General features: G+C 39.3%; 13 protein-coding genes. 2 read left to right on the forward strand and 11 right to left on the reverse strand.

The features are described 5' to 3' along the window. Positions 1–47: 47 nt before the first annotated feature. The 8 genes from PSF42_RS07125 to PSF42_RS07160 all read right to left on the reverse strand — a co-directional run bounded on the left by PSF42_RS07125 (position 48) and on the right by PSF42_RS07160 (position 12,627). Positions 48–3,047 carry a TonB-dependent receptor domain-containing protein gene (locus PSF42_RS07125; RefSeq protein WP_272679720.1) on the reverse strand — a complete coding sequence of 1,000 codons (3,000 nt, stop codon included), beginning with the start codon at positions 3,045–3,047 and terminating at the stop codon, positions 48–50. A gap of 18 nt (positions 3,048–3,065) precedes the next feature. After that, positions 3,066–4,484 (reverse strand): surface lipoprotein assembly modifier, encoded by a 1,419-nt coding sequence (locus PSF42_RS07130; protein ID WP_125894826.1) that lies wholly within the window; start codon positions 4,482–4,484, stop codon positions 3,066–3,068. 87 nt (positions 4,485–4,571) lie between these two features. Continuing rightward, complete coding sequence (locus PSF42_RS07135; RefSeq protein ID WP_125894828.1) at positions 4,572–5,315, reverse strand: Slam-dependent surface lipoprotein; 744 nt, start codon at positions 5,313–5,315, stop codon at positions 4,572–4,574. A gap of 427 nt (positions 5,316–5,742) precedes the next feature. Further along, positions 5,743–6,864 carry a ribonuclease D gene (gene rnd / locus PSF42_RS07140; RefSeq protein ID WP_272679757.1) on the reverse strand — a complete coding sequence of 374 codons (1,122 nt, stop codon included), beginning with the start codon at positions 6,862–6,864 and terminating at the stop codon, positions 5,743–5,745. 85 nt (positions 6,865–6,949) lie between these two features. Then, a complete protein-coding gene (gene fadD, locus PSF42_RS07145; RefSeq protein WP_125894832.1) occupies positions 6,950–8,638 on the reverse strand; it encodes a long-chain-fatty-acid--CoA ligase FadD in 1,689 nt (562 codons plus the stop codon). Positions 8,639–9,068: 430 nt separating this feature from the next. Continuing rightward, positions 9,069–9,671, reverse strand: a complete 603-nt coding sequence (locus PSF42_RS07150) for a Slp family lipoprotein (RefSeq protein ID WP_125894834.1) — start codon at positions 9,669–9,671, stop codon at positions 9,069–9,071. 234 nt (positions 9,672–9,905) lie between these two features. After that, the gene (gene tsaB / locus PSF42_RS07155) at positions 9,906–10,607 is read right to left on the reverse strand and encodes a tRNA (adenosine(37)-N6)-threonylcarbamoyltransferase complex dimerization subunit type 1 TsaB (RefSeq protein WP_272679721.1); all 702 of its coding nucleotides are present in this window, start codon (positions 10,605–10,607) and stop codon (positions 9,906–9,908) included. A 94-nt stretch (positions 10,608–10,701) separates the two neighbouring features. Continuing rightward, positions 10,702–12,627, reverse strand: coding sequence for an ATP-dependent DNA helicase (locus tag PSF42_RS07160; RefSeq protein WP_125894839.1), 1,926 nt, complete (start codon positions 12,625–12,627; stop codon positions 10,702–10,704). 151 nt (positions 12,628–12,778) lie between these two features. On the opposite strand from PSF42_RS07160, the gene PSF42_RS07165 reads away from it, so the two are divergent. Further along, entirely contained in the window at positions 12,779–13,126 is a 348-nt protein-coding gene (locus tag PSF42_RS07165) for a RidA family protein (protein ID WP_110591678.1), read from the forward strand. 155 nt (positions 13,127–13,281) lie between these two features. On the opposite strand, the gene mdtI is transcribed toward PSF42_RS07165, so the two are convergent. Next, on the reverse strand, positions 13,282–13,614 hold the full coding sequence (mdtI, locus tag PSF42_RS07170) for a multidrug/spermidine efflux SMR transporter subunit MdtI (protein WP_125894841.1): 333 nt from the start codon (positions 13,612–13,614) through the stop codon (positions 13,282–13,284). A 1-nt stretch (position 13,615) separates the two neighbouring features. Beyond that, positions 13,616–14,044, reverse strand: coding sequence for a multidrug/spermidine efflux SMR transporter subunit MdtJ (gene mdtJ, locus PSF42_RS07175; RefSeq protein WP_125894843.1), 429 nt, complete (start codon positions 14,042–14,044; stop codon positions 13,616–13,618). 634 nt (positions 14,045–14,678) lie between these two features. Here mdtJ and pdxK point away from each other — a divergent pair. After that, a complete protein-coding gene (gene pdxK, locus PSF42_RS07180; RefSeq protein ID WP_125894845.1) occupies positions 14,679–15,527 on the forward strand; it encodes a pyridoxine/pyridoxal/pyridoxamine kinase in 849 nt (282 codons plus the stop codon). Positions 15,528–15,630: 103 nt separating this feature from the next. On the opposite strand, the gene zwf is transcribed toward pdxK, so the two are convergent. Then, a complete protein-coding gene (zwf, locus tag PSF42_RS07185; RefSeq protein ID WP_272679722.1) occupies positions 15,631–17,106 on the reverse strand; it encodes a glucose-6-phosphate dehydrogenase in 1,476 nt (491 codons plus the stop codon). Positions 17,107–17,376: the final 270 nt, after the last annotated feature.

Consider the following 17,376-nt stretch of genomic DNA (forward strand, 5'->3'; position numbering starts at 1 on the left):
CCTTCGCCAATACCAAAATACAGCGGCATCAGCGAAGGGGATCCCTTTTAGAAGCGACTTGTTACATTGAAACGTATAGTCCTACCCGGTGCAGGCATCATACTGCGGGTTAATGGGTCTATATAATATTCATCAAATAAATTGGTGGCTAATAATTCAAATGATAGGTCTTTATTAAACTGATAATTAACATAAGCATCACCGGTAAACACGGCATTCCAACTCATCGGGTCATTGTTTAATGGTGCATACTGGTACGGGTATTTGTCCATCATTTCCGCCTCATCTTCATTTTTTGCCTTGCTGTGATAACGCAAACGACTCCCCACTTCTAAACGTTCATCTAAGAAGCGCAAACCTAAGTTGGCATGGATGCTGTACTTAGGTTGCAATTGAGTCCGCAAATAGCCGCCAGGGAAGCCTGCTGTTGTACACTCTGAGCCACCAAATTTGTTATAGGGATCCATTACCATCAATGACACTTCATCACAAACTTCATTTTTTAAACGATAATCTACCCCTAAGTCACCAAATACCCAGCCATTATCATAACGTGCCAATAGTTCCAAACCGGCCGTGTTATGTTTATCAACCTGCGTAAAGACTAACCTATCGTTCCTATCAAAGGCATTTGTGACTACTGTGTTGTAGTAATTTATGCGTAAGTCAGCATGATTTTCTGCCGCAACGAGATCTTGGAAATTACGCACATATCCCAGTTCTATCGTGTGGCTGCGTTCTGGCAAATAAACCGGTGGTGTGTAATTCGGCTCTCTTCCCCCCGAAAAACCAATAGTGTCTTCAAAGATACTTGGCATCCTAACGGTTTCTAAATAACGCCCAAATATTCGATCGTTCTCTGTTAAGTAAATTGTTGCCCCTAATGCCGGAGCCCAAGCTGATTCTTCATTTCTTTTTGGCGCTTTAAATTTTTGTTTATTGGAATACTTCACTTCATCTTGAGTGTTATTAATATCGCGGTCAACGAGATATCTTTTGGCTTTTAAACCGGTGACAGGGTCTATTTTTTCTTCTTTTAAATCAACCTCTCCATTATAAAATGGATTATTTTTGGCTGTAAATCGGTTATTTTCATCCACTTTCCATTTCACTATATGGTTAACTTCTGTGATTCTAAATTCTAACTTTTTCCCTATTAATCCAACATCACGTAACGAATCCTTTTTCATTTTTAATGCTTGCTCGATAAAAATTCTTCTCTCATGTTTTTTTTCTTTTATATCATTATATGTATTCCCTTTATCATCAATATACTGTTTTATTGTTTGATATTCTTCAGCGCTTAATAAACGGGATAATAGGAAATTTCTCGCCGTTATATGGCTATAAGGTGCATAATTTATATCTTTAGCCGCAATGCGCCTCTCTTTTAATAAATCTCTTGACCAGTAGCTAATATATTGAGCCCCTGCATTCAGACTTAACCAATCAGTAGGCTGCCAATCAAAGCGAATAGTCCCATTATATTCTTGACGCTTACCTTCCCTTGGGATAGCTCGGAACATGTTACCCTTTGGGCTAGAATCCGAATTAAAGATATCTTCACGGCTACCAATAGTTTCATCAATTAAGCTTCCCATTAAAGTCACTTTAAATTCAGGTGTAATTTGAAATTTATTGGATAATGAAACACCATAGCGATCGTTTAGTTGGTTTAATTTAATCCCATCAACTAAGGTGCCATTGATAGCAGGATTTTTAGCTACATTTTTATCTCGACCAAATTCATAATTCCAATCCCTTTCCACTGGTTCCCTAGGTTGGCCACCTGCGGTATTTGAGTTTAAATTAGTTTTTGTCAACCAATAGCCTAATCGAAAGTCAATCCAACCAATGGACTCAGGTTTGAACGAATAATTGGCGTAAAAAGTATTTAACGCCAAGTTAGCTAAAGGCCATTGTGGAATTTTTCCCTCTAAATCATGATAACGAATTTGCGATGGCATGATTTCGCCATAATGACTTGATGTATGCATATAACCAAGGGATAAGTCCTGTGAATTAGGTAGCATTAAATTTAATTTAGCTAACCATGTCGACATTTCATTTGATGTATTCGCCACCTCTTTATTTGGCCCATAAATCCTAGCTACGAAAGGCATATATGGGTCTATCGCTTTATTTGGGTTATTAGGGTCATAAGTAATGATGTCGTCATAAAATTTACCCGCCCCTCGGCGCCCAGCAAAATAATTACCTTGGTTGCGATAGCTGTATGCTAGCATCAAATCAAACTTTTCTTGCCGTGTCCCAACGGCAATACGCGCTGCGTTATCTTGCAGATTAAAAAAATTAGCATTACCTTTACTACGAGGATCAACAAGCATTTCGTGATCTTTAAAATAAATCCCACGAAACTTCTGCATGTCTAACGTATTCAATAGCCGCTTATCATCACGGTAATCTATACCGTGGCTTAATTGATTAACCCTCGGTTTTGTCGAGTTACTCGATGTTTCTAATTTAATATCAAAACCAAATTTTTCATATTTATCCACAACGTCATCAATGCCTAGCGTTGTTATAGCAACTCCTCCCCCCGTCGATGTACGCACATTGCGGTCTAGTGTTGCACTTTTCATTACCTTAATGCTACTAATCATATTCGGGTCGATATAGTTACGATTATTCGCGCCATTATAACCACGCCAAACAGTGATAGCTTGCTCTGTACCATCTACAGTCACCGGGACACGCCCTTGCCCCTGAATCCCTCGTACATTGGGGTCTATTGCCCCGCTATTACGGGCGTCACCACTATATACCCCTACTGCATGGTTAATGGTGTCTGCGGGGTTAGTGCCTTTATAACGATCAATTTCTTCTTTACTAATATAAATATTTGATTCGTCTTTATCATATTGGTCATCCGCCCCTTTTCTATCACGCTCTTTGATAGTTGTTGCTTTATCATTAACTACAATAGAGCCAATATTTGCACTTTGTTGTCCATAGACTAAATTTGCAATACTACCAATAGATAACCCTGTCGCGATATTAATGGCTATCACTGTTTTGATTTTCATTATCTGTTCCGGTGAAAATTAAAATTTCTTGGTGAAATTGACACCGACTTCACTTTGCTTAAAAGAATAAATAATATCTGCCGTACTCTTATTCACTTGGCTATTAAAATAAATAGAAGGTGTAAAAGTTAATATTTTATTTTTATCAAACGTTAATTGGCTATTTAAATACCCATTATGATCTTTTCTTTTTACATTCAAAAATGCATCAAACCGTTTAAAGTTTGTTTGCTTATAACCTATTGCAATAAGTAGGTCACACAGTTCGGTTACTTTTAAAAAACCAGCTCTAACCCCATATTGTGCATAGCTATCACTATCGTATTGTTTTTTCCTGTTGGCTCCATAAAAACTGCCAAAAACCATTAATCGAGGGTTTATTAAATAGGTACCAGTAACTGAATAAACCCATTTATCGCCGTTATTAAAACTATACTTATAAGGGTAAGTTTTATTTTTATATTCAATATTACCTAACAAGGTTACCCGATGATTTAACGTGTATTCTGTCGCTATTTTTCCTCCTAGACTTAAATTATAGTATAGGTTATCGTGCCACTTAGCCTCAAGGGTGGGCTGTATATGGAACGTTGTATTCGCATTATCGAATTGATACCCCCCAGTAACATATATATTTGTTTTTCTGACCGTGACTGTTTTCATTGGCTCCACCCCAACCATACCTAACGACAGTACTGCTGAGTTGTTTCCTACTAGAGGAAAACGCTTTGATAAGCTAGTATAATAATGCCACTTTCCACCAGCGATAGACTGGTTACTACTATTCATACATTTACTTCGAAAACAGTACATCTCTCGGTTATTTGATGCTTCATTTAAATTAAAATCATAACTTGAACCTAGCTTAATTGTACCTTGCCAATGATTTTTATTTTCTAAATCTATTATTTTACTTTTAATAAATTCAGTTAATCGAATTGATATTCTTCCTTTATATCTTGTTTTTATACTTTGATATATTGACAATGCTGATTCATAATGCTTAACATAAATCAGTGCTTGTGCAAGTTTTAACTCAACCAACAACATATTAGGCTTGTGAATCAAAATTTCATTATATAGGCTAATTGCTAAATCATACTGTTTATTTAACATTGCCTTCTCAGAATGAATGTATTTAACCAATCCTTTATCGTGGTCTTTGTGGTTAACGTAATTATCAATAATTCCATTTATTTCATCGAAATCCTTTTTCTGAATGAGATCATAAAGAATAAAACCAAGTTCGTCGATATTTTTTTCACTATATTTAACATTATTTATTTCCAATTGATATTTTTTGTTACTAACATCCTTTAAATCACCAATAACCTCTCTTTTTAACTCTTGAGCTGACAATACCGAAGGGAGAGGGAGAGAGAAAAGTAATAATAAACTCAAATATATAAAATAGGTTTTTTTATTAAAAATTAACATGATTAGGCTACCATTTTAATGACAAAAATAAAACAGTAGACAAAATCACTTTTGCCTACTGTTTTTAGCTAATTACATGTTCAGTAATTATTCGTCTTTCTGGCCACCAAATGCCGTATCTAACTCACGGTTATCCACATAAGAGAGAATACCCGCCACGTGTTCAGCATTATCACCAAAGAGTTGCCCCATACTGTTACCATGGTGTGTTCCATTGGCAATGGCAGTACCGCTAAATTTACCGTCTTCTTTAATATCCCCTGCCATGGAGTGGCTATTCGTTCCTTCTAATGAACCTGTATATGATTTATCTGTAAAATCAGCATTAAACCAACCCGTCTGTTTTGCTTCACCTGCAAATTGGTTAATACCCGCTATAGTATAAGTCGCTTGGCCACTGGTTGGCACTTCTGTCGTTGCATTCTCACCGGAGAAATAAACCGTGTGCATTGCGTCATCGGCTTCCCCAGTTTGTGACCAATCACCGAAATATACCTCGGCATCTGCAACCTGGCTAAATTGGAACTTACCCATTCCACCGTGCGGGCTACCACCACTTTCCAAAACATACACGTTGTCAGGTTTTTGCGTGACTAAGTTTTTTAAACCAGAGAACGAAATTGTCTTTCCATTTCTCATAAAGCGATAACCGATACCCGGTGCGCCAATACTACCACCGTGTGGCCCCATGGTTGATTGAGTTTTACCAACAATAATATTTGTTAGGTCAAGATCGTAACTTAAGCTTTGCGCTGATTCCGTTTCTGCCATAACACCAACAGAAAATATAGACAAAGATACTGCGACTGTAATTAGTGATAATTTTTTCATTTATTCATCCTCTTAAATAGAAGTTTGAATTAGGTTGGTTTATTAAAGAAACACATTAAATAAAAGATTATTCTTTCCTTTAATGTTCGATATTGAGTATATGCAAATGATTTTTATTTACAAATGAGAGAAATATAATTCAATTTTTTATTATTAGACCATAAAAATAAAATAACCTTTTATTTTTTAATTGGTTAATTAAAAACCCTGTAATAAGTGATTTTATTTATTACTTTTTATATTAAGAATTAGTTTAATTTTTAAGACTAATTACAGCTTTTAATTAAAAACAAATAAACATATTTAAAAACAAATAAGATATATGTTTTTATAAGCTTATTGAATGAATAATGGAGATAAAGATAAATAAAATAGACTCAGATATTTAAATTAGGTACAAGAAGCACTCTTCTTGTACCTGAATACATTATATGTTCGCTAATAACTTTGTGATGGGCTCTGCAAGTAACCGCCCTCTCCAGCCCGCCAATAGCTCAGGTGGCGTTGTAGACGATTTTAGCCCCCAATGAATAGACAATAACTGGTTGATTTGCCGCCTAGAAGCCAATAGTTCTGCATTAAACTTTTCATTTTCAGCAATATCCTTGACCACCGCTTTAATTTCTTTAAATACGCTTTTGTATTGGCTCTGTTCAGTAATATTCGACACAGGAGCTGGGTATTGGCTCTCATCGAGTTGTTTAGCTTGTTCGACAATTGATAATAAGCGCTTACCATGGCAACGAATTTCTTGCCCCGTTAAACCAAGCGCATCGAGTTCACCGAGCGAACCCGGTAGATAACGGGCCACCTTCCACAGGTGCTCTTCTTTTACCACAAAGTTAACTGCCATATCGCGGGCTTTAGCTTGGTTTAAACGCCATTGGGCTAATAATTGCAAACAAGCCAGCTGTTCATCACGTAGCTGCCATGCATTATGAATATTCATGTACGCTTTTTCTGGCTTTAAGGCTTTTTGCCGACGAGCCACAACACGTTGACACTCATCTTTAGCATCTTCCAAATAGCCCGCTTCAGTCACTTTTTCCATCAAAACTTCAGCTAATGGTAGTAAATACAGCACATCAGCAGCGGCATAATCACATTGTTTTTCACTCAGTGGGCGCGCGAGCCAGTCTGTCCGTGATTCACTTTTATCTAGTTCAATGCCTAAATGCTCAGCAACCAATGACGCAAAGCCACAAGAAATGGGGTAACCCAAAAATGCCGCCACAACTTGCGTGTCGATCATCGGCTCAGGAACACAATCAAAATCATGCATGAACACTTCAAGGTCTTCACTCCCCGCATGTAAAAATTTAAGTTGCTCAGGATTAGTTAGAAGTGCTTTGAACGGGCTAAAATCCGTCATTAATAATGGGTCAATTAACGAAACTTGCTTTCCATCATATAGCTGTAGCAACCCTAGTTGTGGGTAATATGTTCGGGTACGAACAAACTCGGTATCCAAAGCGAGCCATGGTGCATTACTCGCCTCTTGGCATACTTGGGCTAATTCGCTATCTGTAGTTACTAAACGATAATTCAAAACAAGTTTCTCTTTTTTTATTTTCATCACAATGACGCCGGCTAAAACCGGCGTCATCTATTCATAGTTTAAGACTAAACCACAATCATACTTGTGATTTTTCTCTTTGCAATTTTTCTTCATCACGTAGGTCTTTACGCAGAATTTTACCCACATTAGATTTCGGTAATTCATCACGGAATTCAAATATCTTAGGGACTTTATACGCGGTTAATGAACGACGGCAAAAGGTTTTTAACTCATCACCGGTTAAATTCGCATTTTTCGTTACAACAAAGACTTTAACAGCTTCGCCGGTACTTTCACTTGGTACGCCAATTGCAGCACACTCTATAACATCAGGATGTGCAGAAATAACATCTTCGATTTCATTGGGATAGACGTTAAAGCCCGAAACGATAATCATATCTTTTTTACGATCAACAATGCGGATATACCCTTCGCTATCTATTTCAGCGATATCCCCTGTCGCTAACCAACCATCCACTATCGTATCAGCGGTGGAGTCAGGCCGGTTCCAATAGCCTTTCATGACTTGAGGGCCCTTGACCCACATTTCACCGGGCTCACCATTAGCAACTTCATTGCCTTCATCATCAAGAAATTTAACATCTGTAGACGGAACAGGTAAACCAATGCTTCCACTATAACTGGTTAAAGTATAAGGATTACCTGTTACTAGTGGTGCACATTCTGTTAGTCCATACCCTTCGAGCAAATGTTTCCCTGTCAGCTTCTGCCATTTTTCTGCAACGGCTTTTTGCACAGGCATACCGCCGCCAACGGAAAGGCGTAAACGTGAAAAATCCAATTTTTTGAACTCTTCATTATGTAGCCATGCATTAAATAAGGTGTTAACCCCCGTAATTGAAGTCACGGGATAACGTCCTAATTGTTTTACAGTATCGGGGACGTCTCTAGGGTTGGTAATCAATAAATTGACGCCCCCTACCGTGATAAACAGTAAGCAGTTTACTGTCAATGCAAAAACGTGATACAGCGGTAACGCCGTGACAACAAATTCGGCGCCAAATTTCAATACAGGCCCGTAAGCGGCTCTTGCCTGCTCTATATTTGCTAACATGTTGCGATGAGTTAACATCGCCCCTTTAGCAACACCCGTCGTTCCACCCGTATATTGCAAAAAGGCCAAGTCATCGCCAGTGATATTCGGTTTAATATATTGCATACGATAGCCATAATGCATCGCACGGCGAAAGGAGATGGCGTCTGGTAAGTTATATTTAGGGACTAAGCGTTTTACATATTTGACAACAAAATCAACAATTGTTGCTTTAGGCCTTGAAAGCTGGTCACCCATCCGAGTTAAAATGACGTGTTTTACTTTGGTATTGAATACAATTTTTTCCAGTGTATGCGCAAAATTCGACACAATCACAATCGCGGTTGCACCGCTATCATTTAATTGATGCTCTAATTCTCTCGGGGTATAGAGTGGGTTAACGTTTACGACAACCATACCTGCTCGTAATATCCCAAACAAGGCTATCGGATATTGTAATAGGTTTGGCATCATTAACGCGACACGGTCCCCTTTTTTAAGGCCAAGTCCATTTTGTAAGTAGGCAGCAAAAGCACGGCTTCTCTCTTCAAGTTTCCGATAAGTCATCACCGCGCCCATGTTAATGAATGCAGGTTGATCGGCAAATTGAGAGACCGCATTTTCAAGTAACTCTGCTAGAGAAGCGAAGCTATCAGGATTGATTTCTTCCGGCACATCCGCAGGGTAATTTTTTAGCCAGATTTTTTCCAAAATGTTACTCCTGAATTTAGTGAAGTTATTATACTCAACATCTCTTTTAACAAATTATTAACTCAGCGTACCAGTTTGAAAAACAGACAATGTCAAGGTTGAGAGGTCTATCACTAAATAAATTTTGTTCCTTCAAGAAAAAACTAGGCGGACTAAGCCGCCTAGTTTGTCTTAAATTAGTTAAACAGATGTAAATCTGTACAAGATTGCGCAATTATACATGATGTTACGTGATTTTAGGAGTGATTATCGAGCCACTTAAGAAGGGATTTAGCCTATTACGTTAACCGAAGTCACTTTTATTGGAATTAAATTTTACTTAATGTTTTTATTGCATACTTTTATCTATTAACGCTTATTTGGATATTCTTTTTGTGCTAATAAAAAGGCCCTGTTATAAGCAGGGCCTTTAGAGAAAATATGGTAAGCGTTATTCCGTTAAATAAGTTTGTACGGGGACTGGCCCTCCAGGGTAACCATATCCATAACCATAACCCCATGGGTGATGATAAAAGTACGGGTCACCGTAATAGCCATAACCCCAAGGGCCAGACGGAGGGAGCATGACGCTTTGTGCGACATTCCAGCGTTGGAAACCAGTGACATCTAACGTGACATATTTATAAGGAACTTGCCCTACTTTCCCTTGCTGTTCTCCAGTGATTTTCCCCACTACAGTGATATAACGGTTAGTAAAATCACTTGGTTCACGGAAACCATTTAGGTAAGCGTAAATGCGCCCAATAGACGGTGCATTAAGTTCTGGTGCTGCATCATATTTATTTAATGCCATCACCGCAATTTCTAAACGTGTTCTTGTAGTTTCATTTTCAACGGCAAGGACTTTCCCACCAAAACGCGCTTCCTGACCTATATACATTTCAGGTGCATTTTGTACAGATGCTAAGTTGTCTGTTGGGTTTGGAACCGAACCTTGAATTGAAGCTGGTATAGAAACACACCCTGTTAGTGCTAATACGCTTGCAACAAAAAGGCCTTTAAGTGCATTACGGCAGTTTAATTCAATATTCATAGACCACCTCCGATTAGCTATATTATAAATTCAGGTAATACAGATTTAAATAACATTTAGCAAACAAAAACACGATATGTTAAAAATCGCCATAATAGTTCTATTACTACCTAATAATACCTGAAATTATTAAATGATTCGATTTGTATTTTTATTAATCAATATTTGATGAGTTTAATATGAATTATTGGTTATATCGCGTGATATAACCAATTCAACTTCACTTTCTGTGTTTTATTCACGGCCAGGCAATTTTTTCCATGTCACCTCATTACGTAAATAAGTCGGTTCGACATTTTCAACAGCAACCACTTTTCCCAGCTTCCACAATTGGGCAGCAATAGGTAACATATCTTGTGCATCCGGCAGCGTAATATGACTATTAGTTAATGTAACTGGCGCTTTATCCAGCAATGAAGGATAAGCTTCCCATCCGGTGCCTGCATAACCCCACAGCCCTGAAAGTTTAGTAAATTGACTTGTAAAATCATCGGGAAGTAGAACCGCCTCACTGTCTTCACCTAACCATTGACCTTCAGCTGTTCGCTGATATTGAGCACAATAAATTTCTGACATACGTGCATCAATAGCCACTAACACCTGTTTATGCCCCGCAATACGAAAAGCGCCCTCAGCAAGTGTCATCAAAGAGGAGACGCCAATCATGGGCAAATTAGCCCCTAATGCTAGCCCTTGTGCGATCCCAACACCAATACGAACACCCGTGAAACTGCCAGGACCACGCCCGAAAGCCAATGCATCTAACTGGCTCAACCCCATTCCTGCCTCTGCAAGAACGTCCTCAACCATTGGTAAAACTTTTTGTGTGTGCTCCCGAGGAGAAATAGCAAAACGCGAAATAATATCACCATCACACCAAAGTGCGACTGAACAGGCTTCTGTTGCTGTATCAACAGCAAGAATACGACTCGACATGCCTAAACTCCGGCAAATTAATAGTTTTTGATTAAAAGATGCCGTTTATATTAGCACAAACGACTGTAGGAATAGCAGAAAAACAAGATGGGATTTAGCTTGCTTTATCGGCTTCCTTCCTTTTTTCTTCAAGAAATGCAATTGCTTTTTGTATACTTCTTGTCCGCGGTGATGGCGGAAGACTACGTAAAAAAACCTCACCATAAGGACGAGTGACTAAACGGTTATCACAGATAACGATGACACCATAGTCACTGGTATCACGAATTAACCGCCCCACACCTTGCTTTAAAGTAATAACGGCATCGGGTAATTGGACATCAGAGAAAGGATCTCCACCTCGTAATTCACAATCTTCGATGCGGGCTCTTAATAATGGGTCATCTGGGGCCGTAAATGGGAGTTTATCGATAATGACACAAGTGAGTTCATCCCCTCGCACATCAACCCCTTCCCAGAAACTACTCGTCGCGACTAACACGGCATTCCCCGCTGAAATAAACTGAGACAATAGTTTATTTTTACTACTTTCCCCCTGCATTAAGACCGGCAATGTCAATGAAGATTTAAATTCTTCCGCCAATTCGCGCATCATCAGATGTGAGGTACATAAAAAGAAGCAGCGCCCCTGATTTTTTTCAATCATAGGTCGTAGCATTGTTGCCAATTTTTGTGCTAAACCTCGTTGATTGGGTTCGGGTAAAAAACGGGGAACGCATAATAAAGTTTGGCTTTGATAATCAAATGGACTGGCTAATAATAACGTTTTTGCAGTAACTAAACCTAAACGGTCAGTGAAATGGCTTAGTTTCTCATTTACTGACAACGTCGCTGATGTAAATACCCAACTGGCCGGCGTACTTGCAATCATTTCACTGAATTTATCTGCAACCGTTAAGGGGGTTAGTGCCAATAAAAAATGGCGACCATAACTTTCAAACCAATAGCTGTAACCCGCAATTGTCACATCTTTTAAACGGTTTAAACGATTTCGGTATATTGTGACGCGCTCAAAAATAGAGTCTAAGCTCTGTGAGCGACCTAACGTGGTTTTGATCACTTCGTAACAAAGTTCAAGAGAATCATCAAGGAGCGTCAACGCCCTTTGTACTTCAGGACGTTTCAGTAAGTCACGTAGATTGCCACGAAAACTGTTTTCACCCAAATTGAGCCGAAAGTCTAACGTGCTTTGCGTGAGTCTATCGGCACTTTTTTGCAGCTGAACTTGGTCTTTTAGCTCTGTTCGATAGGTCATAATCATATCGCGCGCTAGATCCAGCAATTGGCGACTACTCAGTTGCTGGCCAAAATATTGGCTGGCTATATCCGGGATTTGGTGCGCTTCATCAAAAATCATGACTTCTGCTTGGGGGATTAACTCGCCAAACCCCGTGTCTTTTACCACTCTATCAGCCATAAATAAATGGTGATTTACAACAACAATATCCGCTTCTAAAGCTTTGCGTCGTGCTTTTAAAACAAAACAATCTTGATAACGCGGGCAATCACTGCCAAGACAATTGTCATTCGTGCTGGTTACCAACGGCCAAACCGGGCTATCTTCAGCGATATCATGGCAAGTACTTGTATCACCTAGCTCAGATTCAATGGACCAACTGCGTAGCCTCACAACAGCAGACAATATTTCCGGCTCAAGACTACCACCACCGAGGGATTGTTGGTCTAATCGCTCTAGACATAAATAATTTGAGCGCCCCTTTAACAAGGCTGCCCGCCCAGTGTAATTCATGGCCTCAATAATTGTTGGTAAGTCCCGGTGATACAGCTGATCTTGTAAGGCCTTTGAGCCCGTTGAAACAATAACTTTTTTTCCACTGCGTAATGCAGGAACTAAATATGCATAAGTTTTTCCTGTTCCAGTGCCGGCTTCCGCCACCAGCACATGCTGCTGCTCAATCGACTCAGTTACTGCGTTTGACATAGTAACTTGTGCTTCTCGAGGCTGGAAACCGGGAATTGTTCTAGCTAAAAAGCCATCTGCAGAAAAATCGTCGTGCACTACAAGACCTATTTGTGAGTGATAATGAGGGCACACACTTTACCATGAGTTTATTAACCCTGCTGAGGTAATTATTGTTTCGTTGAACAACTGATTTTCATCCCGCCTACAAGCTGTTATTCTTGAGCTACATGTATAATAAGGAATAATTATGACTATCAAACGCATTGACCCAGATAATCGTTGGTCTGAAGCTGTTATTCACAATAATGTAATTTACTACACCAGTGTTCCTGAAAACCTTGATGCTGACATTGTTGCCCAAACAGCAAACACGCTTGCAGCGATTGATGTCATGCTTGAGCGTGTTGGCTCAGACAAAAGTAAAATCCTTGATGCGACTATTTTTCTCGCTGATAAAGCCGATTTTGCAGGTATGAACCAAGCATGGGATGCATGGGTTGTTGCTGGAAGTGCGCCTGTCCGTTGTACTGTCCAAGCATTACTGATGAAACCTGAATATAAAGTTGAAATTAAGGTTGTTGCTGCAATTGATTAACTAGGCACATTTTAACTTAATGAAAATGGGCGCCAGTTATGAGCGCCCATTTTATTTTGAATAGCTATAATTTGAGAATATAACCAATTACATAAATATGTGACTAGAGTTAACGAATGCAGCCAACAACGCAACAGTGCAAAATATGACGAGCATTACGACATCTTGATGAGAACCATGCCTAGTAGCAATAACACAATTCCCCCCCAACCTTTATAATTTAACCGTTGATTAAAAAGTATCCAACCTGCTGCTACTGTCGCGATAATCCCGAATGCTCCCCATAATGCATAAGCAATTGAAAGTTCGATTCCTTTTACTGCTTGCGCTAGAGCACTGAAGGCGCCGAGTACCGCAACTAGTGAAAGAATACCAATCCAATATCGTTTAAACCCATTAGACATTTTTAACAAAATGTTAGCGGCGATTTCTAATATGACTGCTAGGATCAAAAACGCAGCATGCCACCATTCAAAATGACTGGCCATATTACGCCTCCGACTTAGCTTCGCGTCCAACTAAAGCATTTGTTTTGGCTGCATTGACCGCGTTTTGTGTAACTTGTTTTACTTTCTGTGCAGATTGACGAACAGTGACCTTTTTGGTGCCTGATTTAATCAGCCCAATACCGGTGATCAGTAATACTAATCCACCGATTTTCATTGGCGACAGCGTTTCTCCAAACCACATGACACTAAATGTTGTGATAAAAAGGATACCGATACCTTCCCATAGTGCATAGGCGACACCTAATGCCACTTTTTTAACTGCAATAGCAAGTAAAATGTACGATGTTGCTATCATGACATACATCACCACCATACCAGTGAAATCACCACTTACACTCGCATGTTTCATTGATAGGGTACCGATAACTTCGGTTATGATAGCTAATACTAAAAATATCCAGTAAATCATTATAATATCTCTCTATGTACAGCCGCGTAATAGCCTGTTTTTTGTACAGACAGCATATACAGATTACTATTGAGCGGTTGTTGAAAATTCAAATAAATAACAACGTGTTGCTGAGTTTATTCAGCGAAATGAATAATCGAGAGAGACGCTATAATGCACCACACCAGTAGTGTTCACTGGAAAGGATAGCTGAAAGGAAAAGCCTGTGTGTCGTTCTTTTTTGGGACTTGCTGATCTTGCCGCTAGTTGAGCTAAGCATGATATCTTATTCTTTTCATCAGGTAGACATCCACCCAATTTACTCCGAACCCTCATGTTGATAGTTAATTTCAGCTTGTTTTTAGCATGCCAATTTTATTAAGTCAATGAATATAAACATTTTTTATATTGAATAGAAATATGCATAATTATTCATCAATATACTAATTAACCCTTGGTTTATCTGCTATTACACGAATAAGCAAGCGTCAATAATAAACTTTTCAGTGGAATTATTTTATAAAAAAATCGCTTTTTACCACTTTTTATACTCTCATCACGCCTTAGATATTCTATTCGATTTTTAACATTGACAACCTGATTGAACAAGCTTCTTATAGTAGCTATATGATTGCAACATGCCGAAGAGAGAGCCATGAACACCTTTAGCCTTACCTCCAATAGTTTCCAAAATGCCGCAGATGCCACGCCACTGCCTTATGATGTTGTATCCATTCAGTCACAAGTTATTTATGGCAGTGTTGGAAATAGCATTGCCGTCCCCGCGCTAACAAAACAAGGTTTACGTGTTGCAGCAGTACCGACTGTTGTACTTAGCAATACGCCTCATTATGCAACTTGCTATGGCGGTGAGTTACCTGGAGAATGGTTTCGTGGTTATTTAAACGGCTTTGTTGAACGTGGTAGCTTAGATTCAGTGAGAGCTATTTTGACTGGCTATCTAGGCTCCCCAGAGAAAGCCCAAGACTTAGCTAACTGGTTAACTCTAGTCCGTAAAGAACGAACAGCACTACCAGTTATTGTTGACCCTGTCATGGGTGATGAAGATAGTGGTTTTTATATTCCACCCGAAATTGCCGAAGTTTACCGTGATAAAGTTATTCCTTTAGCCACAGGGATTATTCCAAACAAGTTCGAACTCATGACTTTAAGTGGTAAACAAGTCAACAACTTGGATGATGCCACCGCCGCAGCCCGTAGCTTATTGCAGGGAAATACACAGTGGGTAATCATCACGAGCGCTTTCCAGCCTGATGACGATAATATTGAAGTGGTTTGTGTTACCAAAGATAACGTGGCCGTGATCCGCCATAAACGTTACCCTGTCACTCCAAAAGGAACGGGGGATTTATTTGGTGCAGAACTCACCGCCCAGTTATTAGCGGGGCTATCCGTTCCTGATGCCGCTAAAATGGCATGTTTACGCATCGAACAAGCAATTATTCATATGGCAGCGACAGGACGTAGTGAACTGATCCTTTAGTTCACTATGTAATAAAGATAAAAATATCGTAAACATAGAAAAATGGCGGGTCATCCCGCCATTTAAATCGATACGCTAAATAATATTTTATGTGTTGATAATATTATTCAAACTCATTCCATGAGCGGCCATCACGTGCAATCATCGCGACAGATGCAATCGGCCCCCAAGTTCCTGCTTGATATGGCTTAGGCGCTTCATTGTCCATTGCCCATGCATCGATAATAGAATCAACAAATTTCCATGCTTCTTCTACTTCATCACGGCGAACAAACAATGCTTGAATGCCACGCATGGCTTCAAGTAATAAACGCTCATAAGCATCAGCAAGGTGAGTTTGATTGAAAGTTTCAGAGAAACTTAAATCCAGTTTAGTGGTTTGTAAACGGTGTTTATGATCAAGGCCTGGTGCCTTATTCATAATTTCAATATCAATCCCTTCATCAGGCTGCAAACGAATAGTTAATTTATTCTGAGGCAGGTCTTTATAACTTTCAGAGAAAATATTCAGCGCAGGTTTTTTAAAATAAACCACAACTTCTGAACATTTAGCAGGTAGGCGTTTCCCCGTACGCAAATAGAAAGGTACACCGGCCCAACGCCAATCGTCAATATCAACACGCAAAGCAACGAATGACTCGGTCATACTTTGCTTATTTGCACCCTCTTCTTCTAAATATCCAGGCACTTTTTTGCCTTGAACAAAACCAGAGGTATATTGCCCACGCACAGCTTTTTCACGCACATTGGTATGATCAATACGACGTAAAGAACGCAAGACCTTCACTTTTTCATCACGAATACGGTCAGTGGTTAAGTCTGCCGGTGGCGACATGGCAATCATCGTTAAGATCTGCAACAAGTGATTTTGTACCATATCACGCATTTGGCCAGCTTGGTCGAAATACCCCCAGCGACCTTCGATTCCCACTTCTTCGGCAACCGTGATTTGGACATGATCGATAGTGCGGTTATCCCAGTTATTGATAAATAACGAGTTTGCAAAACGCAATGCGAGTAAGTTTAAAACGGTTTCTTTACCCAGATAGTGGTCAATGCGATAGACTTGGCTTTCATCAAAATACTTGGCCACTTCATTATTTATTTCTTGTGACGATGCTAAATCCGTTCCCAATGGTTTTTCCATGACAACACGATTTGGCTTTTTATTTAATTTAGCATGGCCTAAGCCCTGACACATAGCACCAAAAGTACTCGGTGGCATTGCAAAGTAATGGATGGCAGGTTGTGCATCTTGTTTTAACATTTCAGCTAAGCGCACAAAACTTTCAGTCTGGTTAACGTCTAAGTTACAAAAATCCAAGCGCGCGCTCAGTTTTTCCCATAAGGCTGAATCGAGATCTTCTTTTAAGAACTTCTCTAACGCTTCTTTGACAAAGTGGACATAATCATCTTGACTCCATTCAGCACGGCCAACGCCAATAATACGCGTATCAGGGTGAATGTAACCTGCTTTCTCTAATTGATAAAGCGATGGCAGCAGCTTACGACGAGCGAGGTCTCCCTTGGTGCCAAAAATAATTAAGTCACAAGCTTGAGCAGCATTATGTACCGCCATATTGGTTCTCCTCAATTTGCGGAATGTAAGGCCTAACTAGGATAGGCCTTATTGTAATTTTGTTAAAATTAGCCCTAATTCCGCTAATGTACCCTGTTGCTAGTGCCCAGTAAATGTTCATGATACCGATCACAGTTTTTATGATGAAAAAAACAACACACTGACTATTTAATCTTATGTTACACACTGAATAATTTTTAGTGTATTAAAAAGATGCGATTTAACTGAATGGAGACAGCTTTCGTAAAAAAATAACAAAATAAGTGGGAT

This window comes from Providencia sp. PROV032, assembly GCF_028484875.1.
In the GTDB taxonomy this organism is placed as follows: domain Bacteria; phylum Pseudomonadota; class Gammaproteobacteria; order Enterobacterales; family Enterobacteriaceae; genus Providencia; species Providencia rettgeri_E.

What these genes read in the sequence shown, in the direction of transcription:
- tsaB (WP_272679721.1), bottom strand. Translation starts at nt 10,607, where the DNA reads ATGTCGAGTCGTATTCTTGCTGTTGATACAGCAACAGAAGCCTGTTCA.
- pdxK (WP_125894845.1), top strand. Translation starts at nt 14,679, where the DNA reads ATGAACACCTTTAGCCTTACCTCCAATAGTTTCCAAAATGCCGCAGAT.
- zwf (WP_272679722.1), bottom strand. Translation starts at nt 17,106, where the DNA reads ATGGCGGTACATAATGCTGCTCAAGCTTGTGACTTAATTATTTTTGGC.
- PSF42_RS07150 (WP_125894834.1), bottom strand. Translation starts at nt 9,671, where the DNA reads ATGAATATTGAATTAAACTGCCGTAATGCACTTAAAGGCCTTTTTGTT.
- PSF42_RS07135 (WP_125894828.1), bottom strand. Translation starts at nt 5,315, where the DNA reads ATGAAAAAATTATCACTAATTACAGTCGCAGTATCTTTGTCTATATTT.
- PSF42_RS07130 (WP_125894826.1), bottom strand. Translation starts at nt 4,484, where the DNA reads ATGTTAATTTTTAATAAAAAAACCTATTTTATATATTTGAGTTTATTA.
- PSF42_RS07125 (WP_272679720.1), bottom strand. Translation starts at nt 3,047, where the DNA reads ATGAAAATCAAAACAGTGATAGCCATTAATATCGCGACAGGGTTATCT.
- PSF42_RS07165 (WP_110591678.1), top strand. Translation starts at nt 12,779, where the DNA reads ATGACTATCAAACGCATTGACCCAGATAATCGTTGGTCTGAAGCTGTT.
- mdtI (WP_125894841.1), bottom strand. Translation starts at nt 13,614, where the DNA reads ATGGCCAGTCATTTTGAATGGTGGCATGCTGCGTTTTTGATCCTAGCA.
- mdtJ (WP_125894843.1), bottom strand. Translation starts at nt 14,044, where the DNA reads ATGATTTACTGGATATTTTTAGTATTAGCTATCATAACCGAAGTTATC.